This window comes from Streptomyces olivochromogenes (genome assembly GCF_001514115.1).
Classification (GTDB): domain Bacteria; phylum Actinomycetota; class Actinomycetes; order Streptomycetales; family Streptomycetaceae; genus Streptomyces; species Streptomyces olivochromogenes.
Map to the genome: position 1 here is coordinate 243,771 of NZ_KQ948463.1, position 12,808 is coordinate 256,578.

The 12,808-nt window shown below is 72.8% G+C and carries 10 protein-coding genes; 4 read left to right on the forward strand and 6 right to left on the reverse strand.

What is annotated here, in order from left to right; genetic code table 11:
* Nucleotides 1-105: 105 nt before the first annotated feature.
* Entirely contained in the window at nucleotides 106-1,851 is a 1,746-nt protein-coding gene (treZ, locus tag AQJ27_RS31350; RefSeq protein WP_067375858.1) for a malto-oligosyltrehalose trehalohydrolase, read from the forward strand.
* Nucleotides 1,852-1,878: 27 nt separating this feature from the next.
* Here the strand turns inward: treZ and AQJ27_RS31355 are convergent, their stop codons facing one another.
* A complete protein-coding gene (locus tag AQJ27_RS31355) occupies nucleotides 1,879-2,808 on the reverse strand; it encodes an aminoglycoside phosphotransferase family protein (RefSeq protein WP_067375860.1) in 930 nt (309 codons plus the stop codon).
* 67 nt (nucleotides 2,809-2,875) lie between these two features.
* Nucleotides 2,876-4,015, reverse strand: coding sequence for an aminopeptidase P family protein (locus tag AQJ27_RS31360; protein WP_067375862.1), 1,140 nt, complete (start codon nucleotides 4,013-4,015; stop codon nucleotides 2,876-2,878).
* 192 nt (nucleotides 4,016-4,207) lie between these two features.
* On the opposite strand from AQJ27_RS31360, the gene AQJ27_RS31365 reads away from it, so the two are divergent.
* Nucleotides 4,208-4,960: a phosphodiesterase gene (locus AQJ27_RS31365; RefSeq protein ID WP_067375864.1), complete on the forward strand. Its 753-nt coding sequence runs from the start codon at nucleotides 4,208-4,210 to the stop codon at nucleotides 4,958-4,960.
* Nucleotides 4,961-4,974: 14 nt separating this feature from the next.
* Here the strand turns inward: AQJ27_RS31365 and AQJ27_RS31370 are convergent, their stop codons facing one another.
* Both AQJ27_RS31370 and AQJ27_RS31375 read right to left on the reverse strand, forming a co-directional pair.
* Entirely contained in the window at nucleotides 4,975-5,613 is a 639-nt protein-coding gene (locus tag AQJ27_RS31370; protein WP_067375866.1) for a PDZ domain-containing protein, read from the reverse strand.
* A gap of 93 nt (nucleotides 5,614-5,706) precedes the next feature.
* Nucleotides 5,707-6,573 carry a LysR family transcriptional regulator gene (locus tag AQJ27_RS31375; protein WP_067375868.1) on the reverse strand — a complete coding sequence of 289 codons (867 nt, stop codon included), beginning with the start codon at nucleotides 6,571-6,573 and terminating at the stop codon, nucleotides 5,707-5,709.
* Between the two features lie 116 nt (nucleotides 6,574-6,689).
* On the opposite strand from AQJ27_RS31375, the gene AQJ27_RS31380 reads away from it, so the two are divergent.
* Together AQJ27_RS31380 and AQJ27_RS31385 are read left to right on the forward strand one after the other, a co-directional pair.
* Nucleotides 6,690-7,490 (forward strand): CTP synthase C-terminal region-related (seleno)protein, encoded by an 801-nt coding sequence (locus AQJ27_RS31380; protein WP_079065384.1) that lies wholly within the window; start codon nucleotides 6,690-6,692, stop codon nucleotides 7,488-7,490.
* A gap of 38 nt (nucleotides 7,491-7,528) precedes the next feature.
* A complete protein-coding gene (locus tag AQJ27_RS31385) occupies nucleotides 7,529-9,169 on the forward strand; it encodes a hypothetical protein (protein ID WP_067375870.1) in 1,641 nt (546 codons plus the stop codon).
* Here the strand turns inward: AQJ27_RS31385 and cyc2 are convergent.
* The gene (gene cyc2 / locus AQJ27_RS31390) at nucleotides 9,129-11,480 is read right to left on the reverse strand and encodes a germacradienol/geosmin synthase Cyc2 (RefSeq protein ID WP_079065385.1); all 2,352 of its coding nucleotides are present in this window, start codon (nucleotides 11,478-11,480) and stop codon (nucleotides 9,129-9,131) included. The genes AQJ27_RS31385 and cyc2 overlap by 41 nt on opposite strands.
* 119 nt (nucleotides 11,481-11,599) lie before the next feature.
* Nucleotides 11,600-12,766, reverse strand: coding sequence for a damage-control phosphatase ARMT1 family protein (locus tag AQJ27_RS31395; RefSeq protein WP_067375872.1), 1,167 nt, complete (start codon nucleotides 12,764-12,766; stop codon nucleotides 11,600-11,602).
* Between the last annotated feature and the right edge of the window lie 42 nt (nucleotides 12,767-12,808).

The following is a 12,808-nucleotide window of genomic DNA, read 5'->3' on the forward strand; positions in this document are numbered from 1 at the left end:
CACGACATGCTGCGTCACTGACGTCGCGCTCTGTCACGAAGAGCGGGCAACGGACAACAGGCAACGAGCAACGGACAACGGAGAGCGGACAAGGGGGAACCGTCTGTGCGGTTCGAGGTGTGGGCACCGGAGGCCGACCGGATGACGCTCCACTGCGCGGGCGCCACGCGCGCGCTGGAGCGCGATCCGGAGCGCGCCGGATGGTGGGCGGGCGACGCGGACGCGCAGGACGGCACGCGGTACGGGTTCGCGGTGGACGACGGCCCCGTGCTGCCCGATCCTCGTTCGCGGCGGCAGCCGGACGGCCCGGACGGCCTGAGCGCGGTGGTCGACCAGGCCCGGTACGCGTGGCGCACGGAGTGGGCGGGGCGCCCGCTGCCGGGCGCGGTCCTCTACGAGCTGCACGTGGGGACGTACACCCCCGAAGGAACGCTCGACGCGGCCGCCGGACGGCTCGAGCACCTCGCGGAACTGGGTGTCACCCATGTCGAGTTGATGCCGCTGTGTCCGTTCCCCGGGCGGCACGGCTGGGGGTACGAGGGGGTCTCCCTGTGGGCCGTGCACGAGCCGTACGGGGGCCCGGAGGCGCTGAAGCGTTTTGTCGACCGGGCGCACGAACTCGGCCTCGGTGTGGTCCTCGACGTCGTGCACAACCACCTCGGCCCGTCCGGCAACCACCTCCCCGCGTTCGGGCCGTACTTCACGGACACCCATCAGACGCCCTGGGGCTCCGCGGTGAACCTGGACGCGCCGGGTTCGGACGAGGTGCGCGCGTATCTCGTCGACAGTGCCCTGGCCTGGCTGCGGGACTTCCGGCTGGACGGGCTGCGCCTGGACGCGGTCCACGCGTTGCGGGACACGCGCGCGGTGCACTTCCTGGAGGAGCTGTCGACGGCCGTGGACGCCCTCGCCGACGACCTGGGCCGGCCGCTGTTCCTGATCGCGGAGTCGGATCTGAACGACCCGCGGCTCGTCACCGCGCGCGCGGAGGGCGGTCTTGGACTGCACGCGCAGTGGAACGACGACTTCCACCACGCGCTGCACACCGCGCTGACCGGTGAGGGGCAGGCCTACTACGCGGACTTCGCGCGGTCCCCGTTCTCGGCGCTCGCGAAGACGCTGACGTCCGGCTTCTTCCACGACGATACGTACTCGAGCTTCCGCGGCCGCCGTCACGGCCGTCCCCTGGAGCGTACGCGCGTGTCGGCGCACCGGCTGCTCGGCTACTCCCAGACCCACGACCAGATCGGCAACCGTGCGCAGGGGGACCGGCTGTCGGCGTCCCTCTCCCCCGGGCTGCTGGCCTGCGCGGCCGCGCTGACGCTCACCGGGCCCTTCACCCCGATGCTGTTCATGGGCGAGGAGTGGGCGGCGGGCACCCCGTGGCAGTTCTTCACCGACCACACCGATCCCGAGCTCGCTCAGGCCGTACGGCGGGGCAGGCGGCGGGAGTTCGCGGCCCACGGCTGGGCCGAGGAGGACGTCCCCGACCCGCAGGACCCGGCGACCCGCGACCGCTCCTGCCTGGACTGGTCGGAACCTGAAAAGGCACTCCACGCGCGTGTGCTGGCCTGGTACCGCGACCTGATCGCCCTGCGCGGACGTCAGCCCGACCTCGCGGACCCCGATCTCGCCGCCGTCAAGGTCGTCTACGACGACCAGGCCCGCTGGCTGGCCCTGCGGCGCGGGGACGTGCGGGTGGCGGTGAACCTCGGCAAGGAGGCCGCCGAGATCCCGCTGGGGCTGCGCCACGCGCGCGTGCTGGCCGCGTGGGAACCGGTCGAGGCACCGGACGCGGACGGGTTGTTGAGCGTGCCGGGCGAGTCGTGCGTGGTGCTGACGCAGGCGTGAGCGCCTGCCGGCTTCGCGCGGCCGGGCTCAGCCGTCGCCCGGCAGTTCCGTGAGCCGTTCGAGGAGGATCGGCTCCCAGGCGCGACCCAGTTGGGTCCGCAGCAGCGGGAGCGGTCCTTCGCCGCGGCCCCGCAGGCGCTCGGCGAGGCGGATCACCGTGTCGCAGCGGGACAGCCACAGGCCGCGCAGACAGGGGCGGGCCCCGTAGTCGGCGAGGGTGGCGGCGCGTACGGCGGCCGGGGCGCCGACGGCGATCGCGAGCCCGGCGATGTCCTCGGCGGGGTCCCCGAGGACCGCGTCGGCCCAGCCGAGGACGCCGCGCACCCGCCCGTCGGCGCTCACCACCAGGTGTTCGCCCTTGAGGTCGTGGTGGACGAGGACGGCGGCCGCGGTCTGCGCGGCCAGCTGGCCGGCGGCGGGCTGGGTGAGCTGGGCGAGGCGTCCGGGGTCGAACTCGTCGGCGGCGGCGAGCCCCTCGGCGGCCCGCTCCGCGGCCGTCCGCAGCTCCTCCAGGGAGCGGGGCGCGGCCCGTGGCACCCCGAGCGCCTCGGCCTGCCGTACGGGCACCTCGCGCAGCCCCGTGAGCAGTCCCGCGAGGTCCGCCTCCCCGACCGCGGAGACGTCCTGTGCCTCGCCGGAGCGACCGGGAAGCCGGGTGTCCAGGGTGTAGGTCAGGCCGCCCGGCCAGTCGCCGTGCGCGACGCTGGTCGGCACCGCGACCCCGACGAGCGGGCGGACGAGTTCGCGCAGCCGCAGCTCGCGGCGCCGGCGCACGGCGGTCTCGCGGTCCGGGGCGAGCCGCAGCACATGACGGGTGCCGACCCACCAGGTGGAGTGCTCACCGCCCTCGGTGACGGGCCGGACGTCGGGGCCCGCGGCCGCCGCCCCACTGTCGGCGAGCAGCGAACGGACCAGTCGGCGGACGGTGTCCGCGGTCGGTGTCGGTGCCTGGGTCATGGTCGCGCCGTTGCCGTCGGGGGCCTTGGACTGCCGGGAGGCCCTGGGGAGTACTCCTGGTGGCCGGTCAGTCGACGATCGCCATCTCGCGGGACGTGGTGTTGAGGCGCCATCCGCCCTCCTCGGTCACCGTCACGATGTCCTCGATGCGCACCCCGAAGCGGCCGGGCAGATAGATGCCGGGCTCCACGGAGAAGCACATCCCGGGCACGAGGGGCAGTTCCTCGCCCTCGATCATGTACGGCGGCTCGTGGGTGGTGACGCCGATGCCGTGCCCGGTGCGGTGGATGAAGTACTCGCCGTATCCCGCCTCGGTGATGACGGCGCGGGCCGCCCGGTCGACGTCCTGGCAGGCGGCCCCCGGCCGGACCGCCGCGACGCCCGCCTCCTGGGCGGCGCGCACGACGTCGTGCACCCGGCGCTCCTCGAGGTCCGGCTCGCCGACGTGGACCGTGCGGGAGGTGTCGGAGCCGTAGCCGTGCTTGAGACCGCCGAAGTCGAGGACGACCATGTCGCCGCGCTCGATGACGCGCTCGCCCGCCTCGTGGTGCGGGTTGGCGCCGTTCGGGCCCGAGGCGACGATGGTGAAGTCGACCTGGGAGTGCCCGAAATGCCGCAGCAGCTCGGCGAGGTCGGCGGCGACGTCGGCCTCCCCGCGCCCCGCGAAGGGCACCTTACGGATCTCCTCGTACGCGGCGTCCGCGGCCGCCCCGGCCTCCGCCAACCGCGCCACCTCCGCCGCGTCCTTGACCGCCCGCAGCATCGGCAGGGCTTCGGTGAGGGCGACGTACCGCGTGTCCGGCAGTCGCCGCTGGAGGCCTAGCAGATGCAGGGCCCAGGAGTTGTCGCTGACGCCGAAGCGGCCCTCGCTCCCGACCAGGGACGCGGCCGCCGCGTACGGGTCCTTGCCGTCGGTCCAGTCGCGCAGGGTCAGCATGGGGGCCGCCGCTGCCGCGTCCGGGGCCTCCAGGGTCGGCACGACCAGCACGGGGTCCTGCCCGGCCCTGAGCACCAGCAGGGTGAGGCGTTCGGTCTCCACGGGCCGGTAGCCGGTCAGCCACACCAGATCGGGTCCGGGAGCGATCAGGACGCCGTCGAGTCCCGCGTCCGCGGCCGCCTCGGCCGCGCGCCGCATACGGGCCCCGTAGTCACCAGCGGTGAAGGGCGCGGGATCACCGGCGGTGAAGGGCGCGGGCGTGCCGGTCATCCATGCCTCCGTCTGTCCGGAGTTTCCCCAGGGGCTACGGGCAGCATCCTGCCCGTTCGCCGATGCGGACGCGAGCCGGTTGCGGCCATGGCGTCGGTCCCGGGAGCTCAACTAACGGTTGAGCATTGCCAGTCCATTAGCACTAATGGTTGTATGCGGATATTCCATTAGCTTCCAGAGGGGGCCCAGGCCATGCTCGTACTGGCACACATCAGCGATCTGCATCTCGACGGCAGCCGGCGCGCTTCGGAGCGGGCCGAGCGGGTGCGGGACCGGCTGTGGGAACTGCCGGGGCGGGTCGACGCCCTGCTGGTGACCGGCGACATCGCGGACCACGGCACGGAGGCGGAGTACGAGGAGGCGGCGCGTCTGCTCGGGCTGCGCGACGGGGAGCCCCCCTTCCCCGTACTCACCTGCCCGGGCAACCACGACAGCCGCGCGCCCTACCGCAAGGCCCTGCTCGGGCAGCCCGTGTCCGAGGGGCCGGTCAACAGCGTCCACCTCTTCGACGACGCCGCCGTCCTGATGTGCGACTCCAGCATCCCGGGCCAGGACGAAGGAGAGCTGGACGAGGAGACGTACGCCTGGATCGAGACGACGCTCGACGAACTGGACGGCGCCGTTCCGGCGTTGCTCGCCTTCCACCATCCGCCGGTGGCGCTGCACCATCCGCTCCCGGACGCCTACCAGCTGCGCCGGCCTGCTTCCCTGGCCGCGCTGTTGGAGCGCAGGCCCGAGGTCGCCGGGCTGATCACCGGGCACGCGCACACGCCCGCCGCGACCGCCTTCGCCGGGCGGCCGCTCGTCGTCGGTCCCGGGGTGACCTGGACGCTGCGGCTGCCCTGGGAGGGCGAGGGGGCCGCCGACCGGGACGCGCCCCCTGGGTTCGCCTTTCATGTACTGGCCGACGACGGGCGGCTGACCAGCCACTTCAGGACCGTCTGACCGACTCGCCGGCGTCAGGTCACGATGCCCGGGACCGCGGACAGTTGCTGGTGGTTGCCGTTCGCGTGGCGCACGTCGAGCGTGACCGTCGTCCCGGGGTCCGCGGCCGAGACCGCCCGCGCGAGGTCGGCGGCCGAGCCGAGCCGTGTCCCGGCGAAGGCGATCAGGGTGTCACCGCGCACCAGACCCGCGGTGTAGCCGGGGCCGGGGATGTGCACACCGACGACGAGCGCGCCCCCGCCGTCGGGGCCGTCGACGGCCTCGACGCCGAGCGTGGCCTTCCCGGGCGCGGGCTCCGGTGCCGTCGCAGGTGCCGGACTCCCGCCGCCGGACGTCGACTTGATGCCACCGGCCTGCGGCGCGCCGGAGGTCTGCCCGGGCCGGGACGCCCGGCCGGACGGTCCCTGCGCCGCACCCGCCTGCTTCTGGAAGTCCGCCAGCCTGCTCATACCGATCACCGTGGCGCCGACGGTCCCGATCCCGACGCCCGACAGGACCAGTACGGTCGAGACGAGGAGACCGAAGAGCAGGGACATCAGCCGCCTGCCACGTCGTCGCGCGGCGTGCGGGCGCTTGCTGGTGCCGGTCGGACTCCCGTCACCGCCCGGATCCTGACCGGGCATCGGCTTGGGACGCAGTGCGGCCTGTTCCATGGATCGCCTCCGGCAGATGCTCTACGGACCCGCCCCCGGCTGTTGCTCTACCCTGCGCTCCGGCGCACGACGATTCACGAACGAGTGAGACTGTCAAGCACGTTCGAGAAGCTTGTCCACCAGGGCCGCGGCGGCTCCGCGCGGCGACCCGCTGTGCACCAGTTCCGTCCGGTGCACCAGGCGCGGCGCCACGAGCGGGACGGCCACCGCCCCGGGGACGCCGGTGGCCGCAGCCCGTGGCAGCAGCGTGAGGCCGTGCCCGGCGGCGGCCAGGGCGGCGAGGGTGCGCACGTCGGTGCCTTCGTAACGCAGGGCCGGGCAAAAGCCCCCGCTGCCGTTCGCCCGGCGGAGGTGGGCCAGGGGCAGTCCCGCGTCGGGGGCGTCCAGCCAGCGGGCGTCGACGAGATCGGCGAGGCGCAGCCCGTCGCGCCGGGCGAGCGGATGGGTCTCGGGCAGCAGTACGCAGACGGGTTCCTCGCCGACGCCGTACGTGGTCAGCGGGGCCACGTCGGGGTGCCGCAAGGGGTCGTTGGGCGCCGTCAGTCCGTCCACCAGGCCCAGCTCCGCACCGCCCCGCGCGACGGCGGCGGGGATCTCCTCGCGGGCCAGTACCCGCAGGGTCACCCCGGCGGCGGGCAGCGCCGCGAGCGTGCGGGAACCGAGCGCCGTCGGTGTCGCCGCGAGCGTCAGTCCGTGCTCGGGCGCACCCACCATCCGTACGACGTCCGCGCGGGCCGCGTCCAGGCGCAGCAGCAGCGGCGCGGCGTGTTCGAGGAGCCGTTCGCCCGCCGCCGTCGGTGCCACGGGGCGCCGGGTCAGCAGGGGCGCGCCGAGGTCCTGCTCCAGCGCGGCGATGTGCTGGGACACCGCGGACTGGGTGTAGCCGAGTTCCCGCGCGGCCTCCGAGAAGGAGGCGACGCGGGCCACGGTCACGTATGTGCGCAGGAGATGCGGATCCATGCGCTCCAGGATCCCGTACGGAACCTGTGCCTCATCAGCCCCCCATCAGTGTTGCTTATCGAAGGTGCAGTAATCATCGTTGGACGTGAACGAGCGGGCCCGCCGAGGATGAGGACATGACGAACATCGCGGCGCAGACCGCTCGCCTCGCCCTCGTGGGCGACCGCTCCCCGAACGTCCTCGCCCACACCCGCGTCCCCCTCCTCCTGGACGCCCTGGCCACCCGCGACCGCCTCGTCCTCGACGCCTACTGGGTGCCGTCCGAGGACGCCGAGGACCCGGCCGCGGTGCGCGGCTTCGACGCGGTGTGGGTGCTGCCCGGCAGCCCGTACCGCAGCGAGGCGGGGACCCTCACCGCGATCCGCACCGCACGCGAGGAGGGCATCCCGTTCCTGGGCACATGCGGCGGATTCCAGCACGCGCTGCTGGAGTTCGCGCGCGACGTCTGCGGACTCACCCGTGTCGCGCACGCCGAGCAGGACCCCGACGCCGATGACCTCCTCATCGAGCCGCTCGCCTGTTCCCTCCTGGGCCACGAGGCCGCCGTCACCATCGAACCGGGTTCGCTCGCCCAGTCCGTGATGGGCGCCGAGCGGACGGTCGAGCGCTATTTCTGCGCGTACGGCCCCACCCGCCACCTCGACACCCTGCGCGCCCACGGCCTGCGCTTCAGCGGCCACGACGAGGACGGGAACGTACGGATCGTCGAACTCCCGGGCCACCCCTTCTTCCTGGGCACCCTCTTCCAGCCGGAGCAGTACGGGGACGGCTCACGCCCGCACCCGATCGTGCGGGCGCTGGCACGAGCCGCCGTGGCACACGCGGCCGCCGGGGGACTCGACGAACTCCGGGAACCCGGCGCGGTCGGCGGGGCCGACGAGGTCGGCGAGGTCGGCGGACGGCGTCAGCCGGTGTGACGGAGCCGTTGTCAGTGCCGGCTGTTACGTTCGGCGGCATGAGCGATCACGCCCTGCGGCTGCTCCGGGAGCAGCCTCACCTGGCCGAACTGGCCGCGTTCCCCTTCAACTTCGACCTGGCCCGGGCCGACCACGGCGAGGCCGTCCGGCTCGCCTCGGGCGGTCCGCTGGAGGCGGTGGCGGGGGACGACACGGGCGGTACGTATTTCGTGTGCGGTGACGGCTCCGTGCTGTACGCGGACTCGGAGGGCTCCGCCGGAATCATCGGCGACAGCGTCGACGAGGCGCTGGAGGTGCTGGTCGGGCTGCCCGGCTGGCACGACTACCTGGGGCTCGCGCCGGACGACGGCGAGGAGAAGATCCGCGCGGCGGTCGCCGAGACGGAGGAGGAGATCCGGGAGTACCACGGGATCGACGACGAGCGGACCGAACTGCGGGCCGGTCTCGGCCTGCCCGAGCGCTCGCCCGTCGAGCTCATCGGCCTGCTGCACGCGGCCCTGCTGCGCACCGAGCCCGACTTCCTGCTCCTGAACGCGGAGGAGGGCGGCGCGCACGCCCTCCTCGACCGCCACCCCCGTCCCCCGCTGTGGGAGGCGGTCCTCGCGCGGGGCCGCACCGACCTCACGCTGCTGCGCGAGGGCTCGGCATGGGACGAGGTGGCCGGGGACCGGGCGCGCCGGGCGCTCGCGCTGCGCGCCGCCCAGTTCGACCGGCGCGAGGGCGATCTGCCGCTGCTGCGCCATCTGCTGAGGCACGAGGCCGAGGCGTCGATGACCGACGAACTGCGGCTCGCCGCCGTCCTGGTGGGCCTGCACGGCTGTGCGGAGGATCTGCCGCTGCTGTACGAGGTCCGTGAGACGGACTTCGACACCTGGTGCGGACTCGGCGGGATGCCCGAGCCGGGCGCTGATCCGGCCGAGCTGGGGAGGTGGGCGCGCGACCTGGACGACTCGCTCTTCGGTACCGACCCCGCCGACGAGCCGCTGTTCACCTGGACCGGCCTCGCCCACGAACAGGGTCTGGTCGAGCTCGCCCGCGCCGCGCTGATCCGGCGGTTGGACGACATCGACTTCCGGGCGTACTGCGACGCGCGGGACGGCAAGGCCATGGAGCGCCGCGATGCCTCCCAACTAAGCTCGCTCGTGCACGAGTTCGAGAAGTTGGGTGACACCTTTCAGGCGCTGCGCGCGCAGCGGCTGTACGTGCCCCTGCAGACCAGGGCATGGGACCGCGTCTCGGCCCTCCTCAGGCTCGCCCGGCTGGAGCGGGAGGAGGGCCGGTTCGGCGCGGCGATACGCACGTTGACCTCGCTGCGGGAGACCCTCGCCGAGCCGGCGAGCGGCGCCGACGACGGCGACGGCGACGGCGACGGCGACAAATCGCTGGGGCACTGGCAGCGCACCAACCTGGGCGCGTACATCGTCGAGGAGCACTACGCGCTCGCCCGGACCGCGGCCACCGACACTGCGCTCGCCGACGAGGTCCGGGCCCTCACCGTGGCCGCCGGGGAGCTCATGGGGAGACTCTCCGGGACGGCCAGGGCGAACGTGGAGCAGCACCTCGCCGAGACGACCGACACCCACACGGACATCCACACGGACACCGGTGCGGACGCCGATGCGGACCCCGGTGCCGGCGTCAGTGCGGAGCCGACGCCGCCTCAGCCTTCGGCAGGCTGAACTCCGCGGCGGCCCCCACCCCCTTCGGCAGGGTGAACGACGGGGTGGCGCCTGCCGTCGTCGAGGGAGTGAGGTCCGGCGGGGATTCCGTCTCCGCCATGTCCCGGGGACTGAGCACCGGCACCTGCACCGGCACCGGCACGGCCCCGGCCCCCGTCCCGGCGAACGGCACCGTCGGGGCCCGGTCCGGCAGGAAGCCGTGGGCGCGGCGGGCCAGGTCCTCGGCGCCGTAACGGTGGCAGTCCTGGTGCCACTTCAGGATTCCGGACAGCCAGTTCTCGAGTTGCACCACATAGCCGTCCATGATGCCGCGCACCTCCGGCGAGAGCTTGAAGTCCTCGTACAGAACGGGCAGTTCATGGGCGGCGACGTGCTGGAACTGCTGCATGCGCTGGGTCATCAGGTCGTGGATGATGCCGAGGCCGGTCGGGTAGTCGCAGCCGAAGAAGTTCTGCACGACGAGGATGGCGTTGTGGACCTCGCCCTCGTACTCGATCTCCTTCTGGTACGAGAAGACGTCGTTGATCAGCATCGCGTAGTCGATGGCGGCGTTCTCCAACGACCGGACGGGACCGCTGCGGTACACCTCGGGCGGGACCTTGGGACCGTGGCCCAGGCGGCAGAGGTTCAGGGTGAGGTCGGAGCCGAAGGTGGCGCGGCGCATCTCCAGGTAGTCGACGGGGTCGGGGATGCGGTGCTGGAGCTGGTTCGACAGCTCCCACACCCAGCTCTCCGTCATCTTGTCCACGTCACCGCGCAGCTTGCGCCGCTCGTCCGGCGTCATCGTCGCGGTCGTGCGCTCCCACAGGTCGAGGAGGCCGTGCTCCATGGCATTGGCCGGGACCGGGGTCGGCTCGCCGTCGATGGGCATGCAGGCCGAGAGGCGTTCGGTGGTCGCCTTGGCCGCCGCCAGGTCGCGGCGATGTCCGAAGACCAGCGGGTAGTAGTCGTCTCCGTACGTCCCCCAGGCCAGCCACTGCGAGGCGAGGTCGAGGGCCTCCTCGGTCGCGTCCGGGTGGATGCCCGCGGCGCACAGCGGAAGGTCGTACGCGTCGAGCTTGTCCTCGTCCCAGACGCCCTCCTGGAGCATGCCCTTCTCGTACATCCAGCCGGTGAGGCGGTCGCGGGCGCCGTCCAGGTGGGGGCTGAGGGTGAGCTCGAAGGGCATGTAGAAGTCGGGGAGCAGGGACGGGCCGACCTTCTGGTACGGGACGTGGGTGTACCTGCGCAGCCGCTGCGCCCCGGCCGCGGAGAGCAGGGCGCCGATGTCGACGGCCGAGGTGCCGAACCCGGCGCTGCCGAGCGTCCGACTGCCCTCCACCGCCCCCTCGTTCATATAGCGGCTGGAGCGCAGGTGCCACTCGTGGCCGCCCGACTGCCAGTCCTGGAGCCCCTGGGTGTACGCGGCGACGGCGGCGACCTGGTCCGGGGTGAGCCCCTTCTCCGCGGCGAGTGCGGGCACTTCGGTGAGGGCCGTGTGCTCGAACTGGTGCAGGCGTGAGGTGAGGATGTCGTTGACGGTCTCGGCGGCCTCCTGGGTGGTGCAGCCGAAGAAGGTCTCCAGGACGAGGATGCCGTTGCTGAGCTCGCCCTCCTCCTCGACCTCGCGCTGGTAGGAGAACAGGTCGTTGCGCAGATGGACCCCGTCGGAGAACGTCTCCATCAGCACGCGCAGCGGGCGCGCCCCCGCGACGGAGGCGGGGACCTCGGCCGTCGCGTACTCCACGAGTCCCGCCGACCAGGGGGCGCCGCCCACCTTGCGGCGCATCTCGATGTACTCGACGGGGTTGGCGATCCGTCCCTCGTTGATGTTGGAGAGCTCCCACATCGACTCGTTGAGCAGGTGCTCCGTGGACACCGCGAACCGCCCCCGCCAGTCCACCGACATCGCGGGCACCGTGCGCGCCCAGAGGTCGGCGAGCCCCGCCTCGACCGGATTCTCCGGCTCCGGTACGGGGGTCGAGAGGTCCAGCGGCATGAAGAGGGGCAGCCGGTCCAGGTAGGCCTTGCCGCCGTCGCGGTCCTGGGTGCGTTTGAAGGTCTCCAGGAAGTGGTCGTCGAAGAAGAAGACCCACACGTACCAGTCGGTGATGAGCGAGAGTGCCGGGCCGTCGCAGTCGGGGTGGGTGTACGCACAGAGCAGCCCGTAGTCGTGCGCGTCGAGGTCGGACTGCTCCCAGATGCCGGAGCCCTCCAACATGCCCATCCCACGGGCCCATTCGACCGTGTGGGCGCGTGCCTCGTCGAGGTGCGGGTTCAGCCGCGCGGGATACGGCATGTAGAAGTGCGGGAGTTCGAACGGCTGCGTCATGGCCGGGCCCTACCCAGGGCCCTCCGGGGGCATCCGCCGGGCGGGACATGATCACACCATCGCGTGAATTTACCCCTTTTCGAGGCAAGTGAACTGCACGGCTGGTGGCCGCTCGGCTCTCAGGCCCGCACCTGGATCAGGGCGTGTGTTCCGCTCGTGCGCCAGTGTCCGCCCTCGGCCGCATCGAGGGCGGCCTCCGTGCGGGCGTCCAGGCCCACGATCACATCGGACTTGAGGGTGCGCAGGGCGGCGACCGGGCCGGGGAAGTACGCGGTGGGCTCGGCGAAGGGGGTGGTGGCGGGGTAGCGCCGGTCGCCGACCAGGCGGCGGTAGTTCAGATCGCCCTTCACGATGGTCACGTCGGCCTCGGCGAACTCACGGCGCAGGTCGTCGGGCATGTCGGCGTACGGCAGCGGGGCACAGGAGAAGGGGTGGGCCCGGACGGTGAGGCGGCCGTCGGCCATGGCCGCCCACAGCCGGTGGCCGGACTCGGCCGCCGCCCCCTTCGCTCCGGTGAGGTGGCGCAGGGCGTCGACCACGTCGGCGGTCGTGGCGTCCGAGACGTAGTACGGGTACGGCTTCACGTGCAGGAGCGCCCGCCCGACGCGGCGGTGGTGGAGCAGGTGGTCGATCAGGAGGAGATCGGGGATGAGTTCCCGGCCGGAGTTGTCCGCGACCAGGCAGAGGGTGCCGCCCGCGAACAGGGACCGCAGCGACTCGCTGTCGTCGGCGACCAGTTGGGCGTCGACGTCCGATTCCCCGTCCGCGGCGGCGAGACGGAAGCCGAGGTCCGCGCGATTGCCCCACAGCGAGCCGTGCAGCAGCGCCTCCTCCCGCTCCTCGACCGGCCGCTCGGCCAGCGGGTCGAGCGCGGCGAGTTCCTCGTCCGCCTCCGGGGCGCCGAGTTCCGCGAGCTTGAAGGGGCGGAAGGGGTCGATGCCCTTCCAGGGACCGGGGGTGAAGTAGCCGACGGCTTCCAGGAGTTGGCGATAGAAGTAGCTCTCGGACCAGAGGAAGGGCACCTCGAACCAGGAGCGGCCGGCGTACTCCTGGCCGTCCCACCGCTCCCACTGCTCACGGTCCGCCGCCCGCTCGCCGAGCGGTTCGATGACGCCCTCGGTGGCGTTCTTCAGCAGGGCGTCGAGCGCGCGGTGCTGCTCGGGGCCGTAGGGGAAGGCGTCCCGGACCTTCCGGACGAGGGCCGGATGCCGCTTTGCCAGCACGCTCCAGGGGAACGAGCCCGGCTCGTCGCTGAGGATCACGGGCACGTCGGCGGGTTCAGACATGGGGCTCACGGTACCGGCCGAGCCGAAAGGGGCGGCCCACGC

Excerpts from the sequence above, each read along its gene's own strand:
- AQJ27_RS31375 (WP_067375868.1), bottom strand. The coding sequence starts at position 6,573 with ATGGATCCGCATCTCCTGCGCACATACGTGACCGTGGCCCGCGTCGCC.
- cyc2 (WP_079065385.1), bottom strand. The coding sequence starts at position 11,480 with ATGACGCAGCCGTTCGAACTCCCGCACTTCTACATGCCGTATCCCGCG.
- AQJ27_RS31355 (WP_067375860.1), bottom strand. The coding sequence starts at position 2,808 with ATGACCCAGGCACCGACACCGACCGCGGACACCGTCCGCCGACTGGTC.
- AQJ27_RS31395 (WP_067375872.1), bottom strand. The coding sequence starts at position 12,766 with ATGTCTGAACCCGCCGACGTGCCCGTGATCCTCAGCGACGAGCCGGGC.
- AQJ27_RS31365 (WP_067375864.1), top strand. The coding sequence starts at position 4,208 with ATGCTCGTACTGGCACACATCAGCGATCTGCATCTCGACGGCAGCCGG.
- AQJ27_RS31370 (WP_067375866.1), bottom strand. The coding sequence starts at position 5,613 with ATGGAACAGGCCGCACTGCGTCCCAAGCCGATGCCCGGTCAGGATCCG.
- AQJ27_RS31385 (WP_067375870.1), top strand. The coding sequence starts at position 7,529 with ATGAGCGATCACGCCCTGCGGCTGCTCCGGGAGCAGCCTCACCTGGCC.
- AQJ27_RS31360 (WP_067375862.1), bottom strand. The coding sequence starts at position 4,015 with ATGACCGGCACGCCCGCGCCCTTCACCGCCGGTGATCCCGCGCCCTTC.
- AQJ27_RS31380 (WP_079065384.1), top strand. The coding sequence starts at position 6,690 with ATGACGAACATCGCGGCGCAGACCGCTCGCCTCGCCCTCGTGGGCGAC.